12 protein-coding genes and 2 tRNA genes are annotated in these 14,886 nt (G+C 42.8%); 13 read left to right on the top strand and 1 reads right to left on the bottom strand.

The window, feature by feature from the left end; all coding sequences use genetic code 11:
• Positions 1-43: 43 nt before the first annotated feature.
• From AC3WJJ_RS14140 to AC3WJJ_RS14095, 10 genes are all read left to right on the top strand, one after another.
• On the top strand, positions 44-1,582 hold the full coding sequence (locus tag AC3WJJ_RS14140; RefSeq protein ID WP_492541522.1) for a 2-isopropylmalate synthase: 1,539 nt from the start codon (positions 44-46) through the stop codon (positions 1,580-1,582).
• Positions 1,583-1,765: 183 nt separating this feature from the next.
• Positions 1,766-2,509 (top strand): SurA N-terminal domain-containing protein, encoded by a 744-nt coding sequence (locus AC3WJJ_RS14135; RefSeq protein WP_492541520.1) that lies wholly within the window; start codon positions 1,766-1,768, stop codon positions 2,507-2,509.
• A gap of 186 nt (positions 2,510-2,695) precedes the next feature.
• Entirely contained in the window at positions 2,696-3,775 is a 1,080-nt protein-coding gene (leuB, locus tag AC3WJJ_RS14130; RefSeq protein ID WP_492541518.1) for a 3-isopropylmalate dehydrogenase, read from the top strand.
• A 132-nt stretch (positions 3,776-3,907) separates the two neighbouring features.
• Complete coding sequence (locus AC3WJJ_RS14125; protein WP_422658002.1) at positions 3,908-4,447, top strand: peroxiredoxin; 540 nt, start codon at positions 3,908-3,910, stop codon at positions 4,445-4,447.
• Positions 4,448-4,723: 276 nt separating this feature from the next.
• Positions 4,724-5,131, top strand: coding sequence for a hypothetical protein (locus tag AC3WJJ_RS14120; RefSeq protein ID WP_422658001.1), 408 nt, complete (start codon positions 4,724-4,726; stop codon positions 5,129-5,131).
• Positions 5,132-5,451: 320 nt separating this feature from the next.
• Positions 5,452-6,576, top strand: coding sequence for an ATP-binding protein (locus AC3WJJ_RS14115; RefSeq protein WP_492541516.1), 1,125 nt, complete (start codon positions 5,452-5,454; stop codon positions 6,574-6,576).
• A gap of 171 nt (positions 6,577-6,747) precedes the next feature.
• Positions 6,748-7,704, top strand: a complete 957-nt coding sequence (locus AC3WJJ_RS14110) for an aldolase catalytic domain-containing protein (RefSeq protein ID WP_492541514.1) — start codon at positions 6,748-6,750, stop codon at positions 7,702-7,704.
• Positions 7,705-7,977: 273 nt separating this feature from the next.
• Positions 7,978-10,083 carry a bifunctional diguanylate cyclase/phosphodiesterase gene (locus tag AC3WJJ_RS14105; protein ID WP_492541512.1) on the top strand — a complete coding sequence of 702 codons (2,106 nt, stop codon included), beginning with the start codon at positions 7,978-7,980 and terminating at the stop codon, positions 10,081-10,083.
• A gap of 114 nt (positions 10,084-10,197) precedes the next feature.
• Positions 10,198-10,271: transfer RNA gene (locus tag AC3WJJ_RS14100), tRNA-Pro, on the top strand.
• 11 nt (positions 10,272-10,282) lie between these two features.
• Positions 10,283-10,356: transfer RNA gene (locus AC3WJJ_RS14095), tRNA-Gly, on the top strand.
• Positions 10,357-10,495: 139 nt separating this feature from the next.
• Here AC3WJJ_RS14095 and AC3WJJ_RS14090 read toward each other — a convergent pair.
• Complete coding sequence (locus AC3WJJ_RS14090; protein WP_492541510.1) at positions 10,496-11,290, bottom strand: YheC/YheD family protein; 795 nt, start codon at positions 11,288-11,290, stop codon at positions 10,496-10,498.
• A gap of 216 nt (positions 11,291-11,506) precedes the next feature.
• Here AC3WJJ_RS14090 and AC3WJJ_RS14085 point away from each other — a divergent pair, with 216 nt between their 5' ends.
• The 3 genes from AC3WJJ_RS14085 to AC3WJJ_RS14075 are packed head-to-tail and all read left to right on the top strand — an operon-like array spanning position 11,507 to position 14,728.
• Complete coding sequence (locus AC3WJJ_RS14085) at positions 11,507-12,781, top strand: phenylacetate--CoA ligase family protein (protein ID WP_492541508.1); 1,275 nt, start codon at positions 11,507-11,509, stop codon at positions 12,779-12,781.
• Entirely contained in the window at positions 12,782-13,759 is a 978-nt protein-coding gene (sbnA, locus tag AC3WJJ_RS14080) for a 2,3-diaminopropionate biosynthesis protein SbnA (RefSeq protein WP_492541506.1), read from the top strand.
• Between the two features lie 3 nt (positions 13,760-13,762).
• Positions 13,763-14,728, top strand: coding sequence for a 2,3-diaminopropionate biosynthesis protein SbnB (locus tag AC3WJJ_RS14075; protein WP_492541504.1), 966 nt, complete (start codon positions 13,763-13,765; stop codon positions 14,726-14,728).
• The last annotated feature ends 158 nt before the right edge of the window (positions 14,729-14,886 follow it).

The raw sequence follows: 14,886 nt of genomic DNA, 5'->3' as shown, positions 1-14,886 counted from the left end.
CCGGAAGTTTATCTAGAGCAATAAACTTCAAGGAGGTGTCAGCATGCGTAAAATTTATGTTTTTGATACGACGTTGCGGGACGGAGAGCAGTCACCCGGCGTGAACTTAAACACCCGTGAAAAAGTGGAGATTGCCCATCAGCTTGAGAAGCTGGGAATTGACCGCATGGAAGCTGGGTTTCCGGCAGCATCGCCAGGAGATTTGGCAGCTGTGAACGCTGTGGCGCGAGCAGTGAAAGATGTGACAGTCATTGGTCTGTCCCGTTCGCGTGAGCAGGACATCGATGCCGTCCGCGAAGCGCTTATAGGTGCACAGGATCCGTGTATCCACGTATTCCTAGCTACTTCACCGATTCACCGCAAGTTTAAACTTCGGATGGAGAAAGAACAGGTGATGGAAACAGCGCAAGCTGCAATCCGTTATGCTAAGAAATATTTCTCCAAAATTGAATTTTCACTTGAGGATGCAGGACGTACAGAGCGTGATTTTATGGCTGAGATGGTGGGGATGGCTATACGTGAAGGAGTCAATGTTGTCAATATTCCGGATACAGTCGGTTATTTATACCCATCCGAATACGGTGCGATTTTCAAGTATTTGAAAGAAACAGTTCCTGATATTGAGAAAGTCCAGCTGAGTGCACACTGTCATAATGACTTGGGTATGGCGACAGCGAATACACTTGCGGCTATTATGAACGGAGCAGATCAGATCGAAGGTACGGTGAATGGGATTGGGGAGCGTGCCGGTAACACCGCAATAGAAGAAATTGCGATGGCTCTTGAGACACGCCAAGAGTTCTTCCAAGCCAAGACAGGTCTGCAACTGACAGAGATAGCCCGTACCAGCCGTCTTGTTAGTAAGCTTACGGGTATGGTTGTTCCTGGTAACAAAGCAATTGTAGGTGCTAATGCTTTCGCACATGAATCTGGAATTCATCAGGATGGAATGCTGAAAGAGAAAACAACCTATGAGATCATGACGCCTGAATCGATTGGCCTCAAGGAAAGTAAGCTGGTGCTCGGCAAGCATTCCGGACGCCATGCATTCCGTGAGAAGCTGCTGGATCTGGGATATGAGCTGAGTGAAGAACAAGTAAATGAGGCATTTGCCAAGTTCAAAGTGTTAGCTGATAAGAAAAAAGAAGTCTCAGATGATGACTTACTAGCCTTGCTGGAAGAGAAATTGACAGATACACCGGAAGTGTTCAAGCTCGAAACGATGCTTGTTACTTATGGTAATGCTTCGACTCCTAAAGCACGGGTTACGATCGAGACAGAGAATGGAATCGTCGAAGAAGAAGCTGAAGGTAATGGATCTGTTGATGCGATATACAATGCCATCGATAAGGTAACTGCCGAAGAGGTCACTCTATCCGATTACTCCATTAAGTCTGTATCTCGCGGTAAGGATGCTCTAGGTGAAGTGCATGTGGTGTTGTCACAAAATGATGTGGCGGCAACTGGGCGTGGACTTAGCACAGACATACTGGAAGCAAGTGCTCGCGCTTATGTAGATGCAGTGAACCAACTGCTTGAGAAACGTAAGACATTTGGTCGGCGTGATCGCGTCACGCTATAACATGCTTTATAAATTATCTAGTTATTCATAGGTGAATGATAAACAGGCTCCCGAAATTTGATTCGGAGGCCTGTTTTTTATGTTCATATTTTAGTGTTAGCCGACATGATTCACCATTTTATGTGTAACTTTTTTAAGAAGTTAACGTTATTACCAGTAAGTGTAAACCAAGGAGGGGGGCGTGTGAAGATCCTCAAGCGAATTGTTACAGCGGCCTTAATCACAGTCACATTATTGGCGATGTTAGGATGTACAAGGAATGAACCTGCTCAGAAAGTAGATATAGTTTCTCATGAAATTGAATCCACTAGGAACATAGATGGACTGGAATTGACTCCAGCTAACAAAGAGTTAATTCGTGAAGTATTTTCTGAGATTGAAAGCATGGAACAGCGGGTCAACGAGCTTGGGCTTAATCTTTGGCTTGTTAAAAGTCCAGAAGTAAATATCATGTTGAAAGATTTTATTTTCCAGAAGAAGAATAAGGAGCTCATTCTTAAATTAAATGATAGTGATCAGGCAGTTTTGGACACAGAGATCGTGCAGGACATGATTAAAGAACAACTAACGGTTAACTATGCTAAGTCTTCAGGTATTGTCGTCAATTCAGAGGAATTGGCGAATCTGGTAAGCCAGCAACGAGCATTTTTGTATGATGATAATCTTGAGGCGGAGAGCCGGGAACTTGTTCAAGAGATTATGCAACATCGTATTGCCCTTACAGGTTTAACAGATGAAGGGTTCTGGCAGAGTGATGAAGTCATGAAGGGATACAGCAACAGCCTATATATCAGCAAGCTCATGCAGGAGATACTTGCTGATGAATCGCAAAAAGGAATGGAGGGGTTTAAACAGTTACAGGAGAAGTTACTTAAAGCGTTTCTGGAGAAATACGAAGTGAATATGTCTGTGTTAAAGCAGATTTGATTCAAGGCTGTCCTCAGTAGGACAGCTTTTTATATTGAGCTAAGACACGAACAAGATGCCTTATAGGAAAAACTTATTAAGTTCATAGATTCTATATCTTGGTCAAACCATCAAGGTATATGTTACAACAGTAACTAGGATAAAACGGACGAATAATATGTACATACCTATAAGGAGTGACTAACCATGACAGAAACGAAAAAGATTGCTGTTATCGCAGGAGACGGAATTGGTCCAGAAGTTGTAGCAGAAGCGGAGAAAATTATTAAACGTACGGAAGATGTATTCGGACTTTCATTTACAACGGAGCATGCTTTGTTCGGGGGAATCGCGATTGATCAGAAAGGTACTCCACTACCTGAAGAGACATTAAACGTATGTAAAAATGCAGATGCTGTGCTGCTCGGCGCAGTTGGCGGTCCTAAGTGGGATAACAATTCGAAGGAACTTCGACCAGAAACAGGGTTGCTCGGCATCCGTAAGGAACTTGGGTTGTTCTCGAACCTTCGACCAGCAGTGATCTTTGATTGCTTGAAAGATGCTTCAACACTGAAACCAGAAGTGCTTGAAGGTACAGATCTTATGGTGGTGCGGGAGTTAACAGGTGGCATTTACTTCGGTGAAAAGTTTAGACGCGAAGGAGCAAACGGAGAAGAAGCTGTTGATACTTGCGTGTACAACACTACAGAAGTGGAACGCATTGTCCGTCAAGCATTTGAGATTGCACAGAAACGTCGTAAGAAACTCGCTTCTGTAGATAAAGCAAATGTGCTTGAAACATCGCGTTTATGGCGTGAAACGGTAATCCGGATTGCACCAGAATATCCAGATGTTGAACTTGAGCACGTACTTGTAGATAACTGTGCAATGCAATTGCTTCGTCGTCCAGCAAGCTTTGATGTCATCGTAACCGAGAATATGTTCGGTGATATTTTGAGTGATGAGGCAGCAATGCTTACAGGTTCCATCGGCATGTTGGCATCTGCATCGATGGGTGAAGGAGATTACGGGTTGTATGAACCCGTTCACGGATCTGCTCCGGACATTGCAGGTCAAGGATTAGCGAATCCAATTGCTACGATCCTGTCCGTCGCGCTGATGTATCGACTAACATTTGGATACGCAGAAGCGGCAGATGCTATCGAGCGTGCTGTAGCTGAAGTACTGGATGCAGGGCATCGTACCGCTGACATTGCAGTAGATAAGAGTTCTGCATTAAGCACTACGCAAATGGGCGATCTGATTGCTGAAGCCATTCGCAAATAATAAAAGCAAGCAGTGATAATTTGTAGCCCTCCTTCATGGACTTCAATATTCTAGCATGTACACCGAATATGAAGCTGCAATGTAGGACAGAACTAGTTATGTTCTTACATATTACGAAGGAGGGAGTCAATTATGGCAGAACGTTTGGTTGGTAAAGCGGCACCGGATTTTATTATGGAAATGGTGTCCGGAGACGGTAAAGACTTTGGTAAAGTGAACTTGTCTGATTATCGTGGTAAGTGGCTTGTATTCTTCTTCTATCCGCTTGATTTCACCTTTGTATGTCCTACAGAGATTACTGCGTTAAGCCAAGCCTATGATCAATTCCAAGCACTTGATGCAGAAGTACTCGGTGTAAGTGTTGATTCTGTGCACAGTCATAAAGCTTGGATTAACACTCCTAAGACTGCTAATGGCCTTGGGACACTGCAATTTCCACTGGCTTCAGATATCACAAAGAGTGTTTCTAGAGAGTATGGCGTTCTGATTGAAGAAGAGGGGATTGCGTTGCGTGGGCTATTCATTATTGATCCAGAAGGCGATCTGAAATATCAGGTTGTTAACCATAATGATATTGGGCGTAGTGTTGAAGAAACACTTCGTGTTCTGCAAGCACTGCAATCTGGTGGACTATGCGCCATGAATTGGAAACCAGGTGACAGCAACCTGTAGTTTTGTATCTGTGAAATGATATAATATTTGAAATGAACCCTCATTGTCTGTTATTTTACAGACAGTGGGGTTTTTTTGAAAAAAATGTTTTACAGACGTTTAATTCTGCCAAAATGGTTGATATATAACATATATCACATATGTGTAGGCCTTTTTACTTGAGGGCAGGACAATTGAACCAATTTTTTACAAAGCGTTAAATATTGAAGGAATTACAAGCAATGAAAGCGAATACAATGTTCTAACAATATTCAAAAACAGGGGAGGGTGAACGATATGAGTTTTTGCTGTGGGGCTAGTATGGTGGGAACAAAAGGTACGTTGAAGCATTATCGAACTCAAGTGCATAATGTTCCCCTGTTGTTTTGTCCGGTATGCCAACGGGTTGAAGTTCATTATCGAGTCGAGAATGAATATGAAATTTTGGCTGAATACGCGCATGGAGATGGTGCGGAACACGTGGATTTTCAGGACTACGTTATGGAAGATGAGGCAACGATCTTTGAGAATGTAGTGAACCGGGAATCCGATGATGAACATGAGTTTGTCCAAAGTCAGATCGACATGTCTCTTGATTTGTTAGTTGTTGCGAAGTGGATGCAAGACGAGAAGTGGCAAGGCGAGTTAAAAAGAAGACTTGCAGTAATGAGTCAACGGCGACTTCGGCTTCAGCAAAAAGCCTAACCTACATGGTAAGCCCTCCGTCAAGAGGGCTTTTTCGTTGAGAGATTAGTTCGAACAGATCGAAAGCAGATTGGCAGCCATATCTCGTAAAGATGCCATACTAAACACACAGCCGTAGTTGCGAAGAAGTAAACGTTAAACTCGTTTTTTTGAGATACGATCATATTCGACAGTATCTCTGATTGACGTTTTCCTGCAGGCGTGACTATCATGAAGAAAACGTGTAGAGACAAGTACTGGATTTTCTGCATAAAAGAACCAGTTTGTCTGCATGAAATGTGTTTGGCGTATTCATCTTTTAGAGAAAAGGGGGAGCCATCTTGTTGAGTGAATTCCGAGGAACTGAACTGGAGGAAATTCAATCCTTTCATCCGAATCATCTTGTAAGAACAAAATACGAGAATATACTGGAAAATCTCGACAGCGGGATCATCCTTTTTGATAGCGATGGGGTTCTGGCTTTTGTAAATGTACAGATGGCCAAGCTGTTAGGAGTGCCACGTAAATCGTTAACGGGCTCAACGCTCACGCAATTATTGCGTCATCCTCAGCTCACCAGATTCAAGAAGAAGAAGATACTTCGAATCTTTCGTGAAACGGTATTTCACCGAAAAAGATTCCACGAGTTACTAGATGAATACGGAAGATCGTGGTTAATCACGATGACGTATGGTGATCAGATGGAAGGCGATTTTTTAATCAGCGTTAAGGATGTATCGGATTTTAAACAAATCGAACAGACCGCTTATCAGAATGATAAGTTAGCTATGCTCGGTAAAATTTCCGCTTCCATTGCTCATGAAATTCGAAACCCACTAACATCCATACGAGGCTTCATTCAGCTATTGCGGCCGCATTTAATGAGACTGGGAAAAGACGAGTATGCACGAATTATTTTAACGGAGATCGATCGGGCGAATGATATTATATATGAATTTCTGAATTCTTCTAAGCCGTCTGCCCCGCAGACTACGATTCTTCCGATTGCTTCATTGTTGAAAGAGGTTGTACTACTGACGGAGAGCGAAGCGCTTATGAAGGGGTGCCAGCTTATATTTCATCATACCGAGCAAAGTCCTAGTTATATATCGGTAGATGTTAAGCAGATAAAGCAGGTCATTCTCAACCTCATTAAGAACGCTCTGGATGCGATCGATGAGAAGAAAGATGATCACACGACGGGGATGATTGAGATTGGTTTGAAGCAAGATGAGAAGCACGTCAATATCATGATTTCCGATAACGGCGGCGGTATGGATCAGAATACCTTGAATCATCTGTTTAATCCTTTCTTTACAACTAAAGAAGGCGGTACAGGGCTTGGCTTGTCGGTAAGCTACCGTATTATTAAAAATCACGGGGGCTCAATTGCTGTGGAAAGCGAAGTAGGTGCTGGGACAGAGTTTGTGATAACGCTTCCAATCATAGAGAAGCCTAGCACTTAAATAAGAGAAGACGATTGGAAAAAGTCGTTCTTCCGATTATGCTTAAGCGAAGAATATAATAATGAAGCTTGAATTCGATAAAGTCCGCTAACAGCGGACTTTTTTCTTTACTTTTAAGCAGCCGTTCAAGTATGATGAAGAGAAAACTTGGGTGAAGGGAGTTTAGCTTGGATGAAAAGTAGTAACACGAAGATTGTAGACTGTACGATCCGCGATGGCGGACTAGTGAATAACTGGGATTTTAGCGTTGAATTTGTACAAAATTTATATGCTGGCCTTAATGAGGCAGGCGTGGACTATATGGAAATCGGTTATAAGAACTCACCAAAGCTGTTAAAGGGTGCCGATCAAGCAGGTCCATGGCGTTTTCTGAACGATGATTTCCTTCGTGAGGTCATTCCTCAAAAAGGAAAAACAAAGCTTTCAGCACTCGTCGATATCGGACGCGTCGATGAAGATGACATTTTGCCACGGGAAGAAAGTCTCCTTGACCTCATCCGTGTTGCTTGTTACATCAAGGATGTAGACAAAGCGTTGGAGCTGGTTCAGACCTTCCACGATCGCGGATACGAAACTACAATCAACATTATGGCCTTGTCTAACGTGATGGAGAATGAACTTCTGGAAGCGTTTGAAATGATTAAGGACAGTGTGGTAGACGTTGTTTATATTGTAGATTCATATGGTAGCTTAGATCATAATGACTTTAAATATTTGGTTGATAAATTTAAAACCCACTTGCCTAATAAACGTCTTGGTGTACATACACATAACAACATGCAACTTGCATTCTCTAACACATTGGTTGCCGCTGAGAATGGAGTGGAATTGCTAGATGCGTCTGTCTATGGAATGGGACGTGCTGCTGGTAATTGCCCGACCGAATTGCTAGTTACCCATTTAAAAGGGACCAAATACACGCTTCGCCCTGTGCTTGATATCATTGAACGTTTTATGATTCCACTTCGTGAGAAGGAAGAGTGGGGTTACCTCATCCCTTACATGATTACAGGTACGCTTGATGAACATCCTCGTTCTGCAATGGCACTAAGAGCCTCAGCGAATAAGGATAAGGGTGTCGAGTTTTATGATAAGCTGACAACACCAGAGGTTACATTTGATAAATAGTTTACCTTCAGGAATTAGAAGCACTTTTCCTATATTGGAAAGGTGCTTCTTTTCTTTGGGAATTTTCATATATCTCGAATAATTGTGTAATTAAAGGTGGTTAACTGCACATACCTTGTCGAAAATAAGAATGTTTATTGACAATTTGTCGAAAATAGTCGTTTATATTATCCATTACATGGTAATAAAGCAGGAGAATCGTGTAAGACGTGGAATCCATTATTTTAGAATTACATTTTGTTATCTATAGTCATAACGGGGGTTCAACTAAACATGCGTTTTAATACAGAAGAGAGAAAAACCGTGGGAAGCGGTATAGCTGTTATTGTTGCAGTCCTCCTGATTCTTTTTTTTCATACCTCAAATGAACCGCTTCAAGATTGGCACGGATTGGCATCCCTCTATTTAGTAGTTGGTGTTATAAACGTGGCCTTAGGCTTTGCAGTTTTTATCCAAGCTTGGACTTATAACTCTAATCCGATGTCGCGTCACCGAATTTATACAGGATTGATGTTCCTATGTGCACTGATCCCCGACCTTATCCATACCTTAGGTATGATTGGTTTTCCATTGTTTCAGTGGAAAATATCTGAGAATAATGCTTTGTGGATGCTTCTATTATCAAAATTAGTAATTTCGTTAGGCGTTATGTTTATATTTAGTTTCAGAGATCAGCCTATTAAGACATCACATAAGCCTGCTGTGCTTATAATGGGTACGTTAGCAATTGTGATAGTAATAACAGGGTTATTCGTCTTGCAGTCCCATTTACCGATGCTTATGAATGAACAAGGAACGACCATGTTAAAGATTATGTTAGATACTTGCATCCTTGTCATCTTTTTGATCGCATTGGGTGTATTTGCGTTTCATAGACGATATAAACAGGTAACCTCGTATTCTTTCCTCGTCCGGGGAATATGCTTCTTTATCTTGGGTCAGATATTATTTATGAAATCCTTCTTCACTTCTGATTTAAATCATCTATTAGGGCTTATCTGTGGAAGTGTGGGGAGTTACTTGATTCTTCGTGGTTGCTGCCAACAAAAGTTCCATAGTCCGTTTGAGGAGGAGCAGATGCTGACTGAGGCTCAGATCAGCTACCTTGCCTATCACGATGATCTTACAGGTCTTCCTAATCTACGGAGACTGATAAATCGAATGGATACCTTACTAAATAGTGGCTCTAAGGTAGATGAGGTAACTATAGTCGTCTTAAATTTCAATCGTTTTAAGACGATTAATGATTCTTTGGGGCGTGATGCAGGGGATCGGATTCTACAGTTGGCATCAGAACGTATAACAGGCGAAGTGAAGAATGGAGAAGAAGTTTATAGCATGGGAGGTGATGAGTTCGCTATTCTCCTTTTTAATGGAGGGTCTGCCGAACACATCATTTCTCGGATTGTCAGCTTTATTGATTTATTTAAAGAGCCAGTACAGCTCTGTTCAGGTGATTATCACCTATCACTTTCAGCAGGCTACGCTATTTATCCTGAAGACGGTACTGAAGCGGATCAACTCGTTCAGAATGCTGATACGGCCGTACATGGCATTAAGGGACAGCAGGTTAATATACAGCGGTATACGCCTTCCATGCAATTAAAGGCTCAGGAGAGGCTCGTTATGGAGACTGAATTGCGGCGTGGACTCGAGCGAGAAGAATTTTTCCTAGAGTATCAACCGTTAGTCTGGTTGGAAACCAACCAAGTGGTTGGGATGGAAGCGTTAGTAAGATGGAATCACCCTGAGAGAGGTATTGTATATCCTGGCGAGTTCATCAGCATTGCAGAGGATATCGGGCTTATCGTTCCTTTAGGGGAATGGGTATTAAGACAAGCATGTCAGCAAAATAAGCAGTGGCAAGAGGCAGGCTACAAGCCGATTTGTGTATCAATCAATCTTTCTTTAGGACAATTTATACAACCTAACTTACCAGAGCGGATTGGAACCATCTTGGATGAGATTCAACTCGATCCTAAATATGTAGAACTCGAAATCACAGAATCAATGACACTGGATAAAGATACGGCACTGGATCAAATGCACAGGTTGAAAAAATTAGGGGTCCGAATTAGTATTGATGACTTTGGTACGGGATACAGCTCCCTACACTATCTGAAGAACCTTCCGATCGATCGTTTAAAGATAGATAAAACTTTTGTTAATGAAATATTAGATGATAACAATAACGCGGCAATTGTATCAACCATTGCAACCATGGCCCATCATCTAAAGCTGAAAGTTACAGCTGAAGGGGTAGAAACGGCGGATCAACTGAGCTTTCTTCGAATTCAACAATGTCACGAAGGCCAAGGGTATTATTTTAGTCGTCCAATTGGTGCATGGGATTTTGAAAGAGCATTTTTAATTTCTTGAAGACAAAGGGGAAGGAAACTCCCCCTGTTTTTTCAATTGTATTAAAATACCAGTTGCAAATGTTTAAATCGCATGGTATATTAATTCTTGTCTTCAGGACAGCGTAAATGTTAACGGGATGTAGCTCAGCTTGGTAGAGCACCTGGTTTGGGACCAGGGGGTCGCATGTTCAAATCGTGTCATCCCGATTGTTATTTATGCGGGTGTAGTTCAATGGTAGAACTTCAGCCTTCCAAGCTGATAGCGTGGGTTCGATTCCCATCACCCGCTCCATTCATAAATAACCAAGTCTCCAGATGCTAAGCATAGCATTGGAGGCTTTTTTTGTTATACCAGAACGACGGAAGGGGAATATCGAACACTCGATATTCCCCTTCCGTCGTTCTTAAATATTTCGGGTGAAATCTCATGTTCATGGTTTTGCGCTTATAGGCGCTTTTTTTGCTTTCGTGCATTTCGTTCGATGTTGTTTCCCATAGGCTTTGCCGTATGCCACAATGGTTCGAATGATTTGGGGATTGGGCAATAGGGAGAATGGCGCTGCATCAGGAGAGGTGTTTACTTCCAAGATCCATGGCATAAGCTTCTGGTCCAGAGCTATATCTAAACCGAGCTCGTTCAGTCGAGGATCTGTCTGGCTTAACTTGAGCGCTGTGATATGTGCAAGTTTATTCATCGTTCGCAGCACAGCTGCAGTCTTTTTTTTGTCAGCAAAAGAAGCTAGCAATATGGAAGGATCGTAGATCGTGCCTCCTTGGCTCCCATTGGTGACCGCTTTTCCTGGATGAGCAAGACGTGCGAGTGTGCCGGTGCATTCCCACATGCGCTTCGGATTACGCTGGATCATAACTCTAAAATCGAACGGACGCCTTTTATATTTGAGCAGATGGATCCCCTTTTGCACAAGGTATGGTTTATTACCAAAATGTTTAGAGATGGAAGAATACATGGAATCAAAAGTTGTAAAAGTGAGTACATCAAAACCAAGCTGATAACGATAACCTTGTTTTATTTTATCGACTCGGATAACACCTTTTCCCTGAGCACCAGAATCGGGCTTCACATAGACCATATTGTGCTCATGAAGCATGTTGGATAACATAGACCGGTTCAGATGTTTTGTGAGTGGGATGTGTTTCGCAAGTTCCGGACTGCTTAGTAAAAGCTTAGTTTTGAGCATTTTACTTACTAAATTTCTTTTAGTCATATCGATCTCCTTTCTTTTGTAATAGGCGTGTGAGTAGCTTAACAGTCCATTATACGGTCGGAACAATGGGGTTGTATGGTTCGCAGCCTACGCATGAATGATTAATGCTTATATTTTTACTTACTGGATGTCGTCGTATGAACAAGATGCTTATCCCTTGCATACAGTGGATTGTGTATTTAGGCAACTGTACCTTATGGGAGAGGAGGCCAGGCTATGGTCTCGTCATATCGTATTAATCAGATCGTTGGGCGGATGAGTAGTTATTGCCCTTGGTATATCTCATGGCTTGGACCTTTGAAGAAGGACAAAGAGATCGAATTGAAACAACTTCCACTTATGACGGCGTCTGTTTTAGAACAGCATTACTATGCCTCAGACAACCCGCTTATTAAATTAAGTGGTCTTTATGAATATCGCACCTCCGGTACGAGCTCGGGTAGACGTAAGAGCATTTATTATTCTAAAGCTGATGAAGAGTCGTATATGAGAATCAAGCTGGATGTATTCCGCACTATTTTAGGATCATCGGGCTATACAAAGGCACTAGCTGATATGGGAACAGGGCATGCAGAGGCGACAGCTTTAGAAGTGTTCAGGAAGCTGGGTTTTGAGGTCGATTCTATTCCTTTTACGCTTCCTATTGAGGGGCATTTAGCACGGTTACAGCATTTTAAGCCAGAGGTGCTCTACACGATGCCTTCTATTTTAGAGCGAATTCTGTTGCGCTCCGAACGTCCAGAATTGTATGGGATCAAGCATGTCATTCTCGTTGGTGAAATGGCTCCTCGGGGTTGGATACGTCAAGTTGCTGAACGCTTAGGTATTACAGAAGATCAGATTACGGATACGTACGGGTCAATTGAAATTGGGACGTTGGCATATTATTCACCGGAACATGGGCGTTACTTGTTTGCCGATGGACTCATTGCTGAGGGTATAGGGACAGAGGTGCTCGAAGACGGGCTTGATCCTTTACCTGGTGATGAGCAAGTGCTCGTTCTAACCTCATCTGTAAGAGAGGCTTTTCCTGCCATTCGTTACGTAACATATGATGTAGTGCGTGATCTACGTCCGATGCTAGTAGATGGCATGGAGAGAATGAGCTTTCAAAGTATTGTGAAGCGGATCGGACCTGATTTGAAGCATGGTGAGAAAATAAGTGTATACGATATTGAGAATGTTGTTAATCAACATTTGGGACAGATGAGCAGTGTACGAGTTCATGTAGAAGGAAATAGGCTGAAGGTGATTGTTTATAATCCTAAAGGTCATGATTCTATAAATTCGGATACCATCCATTCCAGCTCCGAAGAGGTTCTCGAAGCGTTAAAGCAAGCGTTGGAAGAACGTATACCTGCCATTGGGTCCATGATTCATTCAGGAATACTGGGCCATATTCAAGTGGTGAGGGGCAGCTTTGATGATGATGAGCAGCGCAGTAGAATTAAACACAAAAAAATTTATTATGACAAAGTTGAGGGGTCTTAAATGAAGCTTGAAGGAGGAATTGTTGACGCCGTTGGATGCACACCGCTCATTCGATTGTCTAGATTGTTTCAAGGGGAGTCTTTTGATGTTTACGGAAAGTTAGAAGGGATGAATCCAGGAGGTAGCGCGAAGGATCGACCTGCACTTTACTTATTGAAAGAAGCGATAAGCAGAGGGGAAATTACAGAGCAGAGTGTTGTAGTAGAATCCAGTTCAGGCAACTTAGCCATTAGTCTGGCTCAATTATGTCGCTATTTGGGATTACGCTTTATATGTGTTGTAGATCCCCGGACGACAGAGCAGCACAAGAGCATCATTCGTAGCTTCGGAGGAGAGATTGATCTTGTAAGCGAACCCGACGAACAGACAGGAGAATTTCTTCCGGCTCGTATACGCCGTGTTCAAGAGCTAGTTGAACAAATTCCACATGCTTATTGGACGAATCAGTATGGAAATACAGACAACAGTCTAGCTCATACCGAAATGACGATGAAGGAAATATGCGATGTTCTTCACACTGTGGATTATTTGTTTTGTGGTGTGAGTTCTTGTGGTACGATTCGCGGATGCTCGGATTATATCAAGTCTAATCAGTTACCAACAAAGGTTATCGCAGTTGACGCCTCAGGAAGCGTTATATTTGGAGGGGTGAAGGGGCCACGTCAATTCCCGGGTCTGGGCGCAGGCATCGTCCCTGGGCTTTTTGAGCAGGGGATTGCAGATAAGGTGCAGTATGTATCGGATCGGGATTGCGTAGAGGGCTGTCGACAATTAATCGATAAGGAATCGATTATGGCGGGGGCATCCTCAGGTGGAGTGATTTCAGCAATCTTTAACATAAAAGCGGATATTCCAAAAGGATCCGTTTGTGTCGCTATTTTGCCTGATCGGGGGGAGCGGTATTTGGATACGGTATTTAATGACGATTGGGTAGAGCGGAAGCTGGGTTTCTCGCCTCGAAAGATGCAGGGGGAATAGTGTATGTTGTACTTGAATGATACACATATTCAGACGCTTGGAATCAACTGGCGTGAGTTAACAGATATCATACGGGATGTCATGCGAACGCAGGATGAGGGGAATTGTGTACATCCTTTAAAACCTTATTTAAGATTCAAAAATCCAGAAAATCGGATAATTGCGATGCCGGCTTATGTCGGAGGGGCACATGATCTGGCCGGGATGAAATGGATTGCAAGCTTTCCGAATAATCATCTCCACGGACTGCCGAGAGCGCATAACACGCTCATTTTGAATGATGCAACGACAGGTGAGCCGCTAGCATTTCTCAATAGTGGGCTATTGAGTGGACTTCGGACAGCAGCTGTAAGTGGAGTTATGCTCGACGCGTACGTTGAGGCTAGACAGACTGAAAGAATCAAGCTAGGTATCATCGGATGGGGACCTATCGGTCGGCTCCATCTTGATATGTGTGCCGCTCTCCTTGGAGAAAGGCTGGAGAGAGTTACTTTATATGACCTCAGAGGGATTGAGCTGTCGACGGTCAAAGCGGAACTAAGGAATATTACAGTCATCGCAGATCGTTGGCAAACAGCATATCGGGAATCCGATGTTATAGCTACTTGTACGGTTTCGAATAAACGCTATATTGACGAAGCTCCGAAAAATGGAGCATTGCTGCTTGGCGTATCCCTTCGGGATTATATTGCTGATTGTATGGTGGACGTTCAATCTATCGTGGTAGATGATTGGAAGGAAGTATGCCGTGAGAATACGGATGTGGAACAGCTTCATCTCAAATATGGGTTGCAGTCTACGGATGTTATCACGCTTGCTGATGTGGTATGTCGTGATGTGCTTTTGAACAGTGAAGTACAAGGGACTGTATTTTTCAATCCCATGGGTTTGGCGATCTTTGACATAGGCGTTGCAGGGTATTATTGGCGTAAGGCCCTAAGACTGGGCATTGGCGTCAATCTGAATTGATATAGGAAATAGCGGGTAGACAATGAGGAGAGCATATTGTATAATGGGGCCAATTCATTCCAAGAAATGTGAGGTAACCGAATCCGATGAAGTAAGACACCTTTTTCTTTCGACAACTGCGAGATGTTATGCAGGCGTTTTCTCTACGGCGGTAGAGA

It is taken from the genome of Paenibacillus sp. FW507-14B1B (genome assembly GCF_058781425.1).
Note: the sequence above shows the minus strand (reverse complement) of the source record. Positions and strands in the feature narration are given on the sequence as shown.

What these genes read in the sequence shown, in the direction of transcription:
- AC3WJJ_RS14140 (WP_492541522.1), top strand. Translation starts at nt 44, where the DNA reads ATGCGTAAAATTTATGTTTTTGATACGACGTTGCGGGACGGAGAGCAG.
- leuB (WP_492541518.1), top strand. Translation starts at nt 2,696, where the DNA reads ATGACAGAAACGAAAAAGATTGCTGTTATCGCAGGAGACGGAATTGGT.
- AC3WJJ_RS14125 (WP_422658002.1), top strand. Translation starts at nt 3,908, where the DNA reads ATGGCAGAACGTTTGGTTGGTAAAGCGGCACCGGATTTTATTATGGAA.
- AC3WJJ_RS14120 (WP_422658001.1), top strand. Translation starts at nt 4,724, where the DNA reads ATGAGTTTTTGCTGTGGGGCTAGTATGGTGGGAACAAAAGGTACGTTG.
- AC3WJJ_RS14110 (WP_492541514.1), top strand. Translation starts at nt 6,748, where the DNA reads ATGAAAAGTAGTAACACGAAGATTGTAGACTGTACGATCCGCGATGGC.
- AC3WJJ_RS14105 (WP_492541512.1), top strand. Translation starts at nt 7,978, where the DNA reads ATGCGTTTTAATACAGAAGAGAGAAAAACCGTGGGAAGCGGTATAGCT.
- AC3WJJ_RS14090 (WP_492541510.1), bottom strand. Translation starts at nt 11,290, where the DNA reads ATGACTAAAAGAAATTTAGTAAGTAAAATGCTCAAAACTAAGCTTTTA.
- AC3WJJ_RS14085 (WP_492541508.1), top strand. Translation starts at nt 11,507, where the DNA reads ATGGTCTCGTCATATCGTATTAATCAGATCGTTGGGCGGATGAGTAGT.
- sbnA (WP_492541506.1), top strand. Translation starts at nt 12,782, where the DNA reads ATGAAGCTTGAAGGAGGAATTGTTGACGCCGTTGGATGCACACCGCTC.
- AC3WJJ_RS14075 (WP_492541504.1), top strand. Translation starts at nt 13,763, where the DNA reads ATGTTGTACTTGAATGATACACATATTCAGACGCTTGGAATCAACTGG.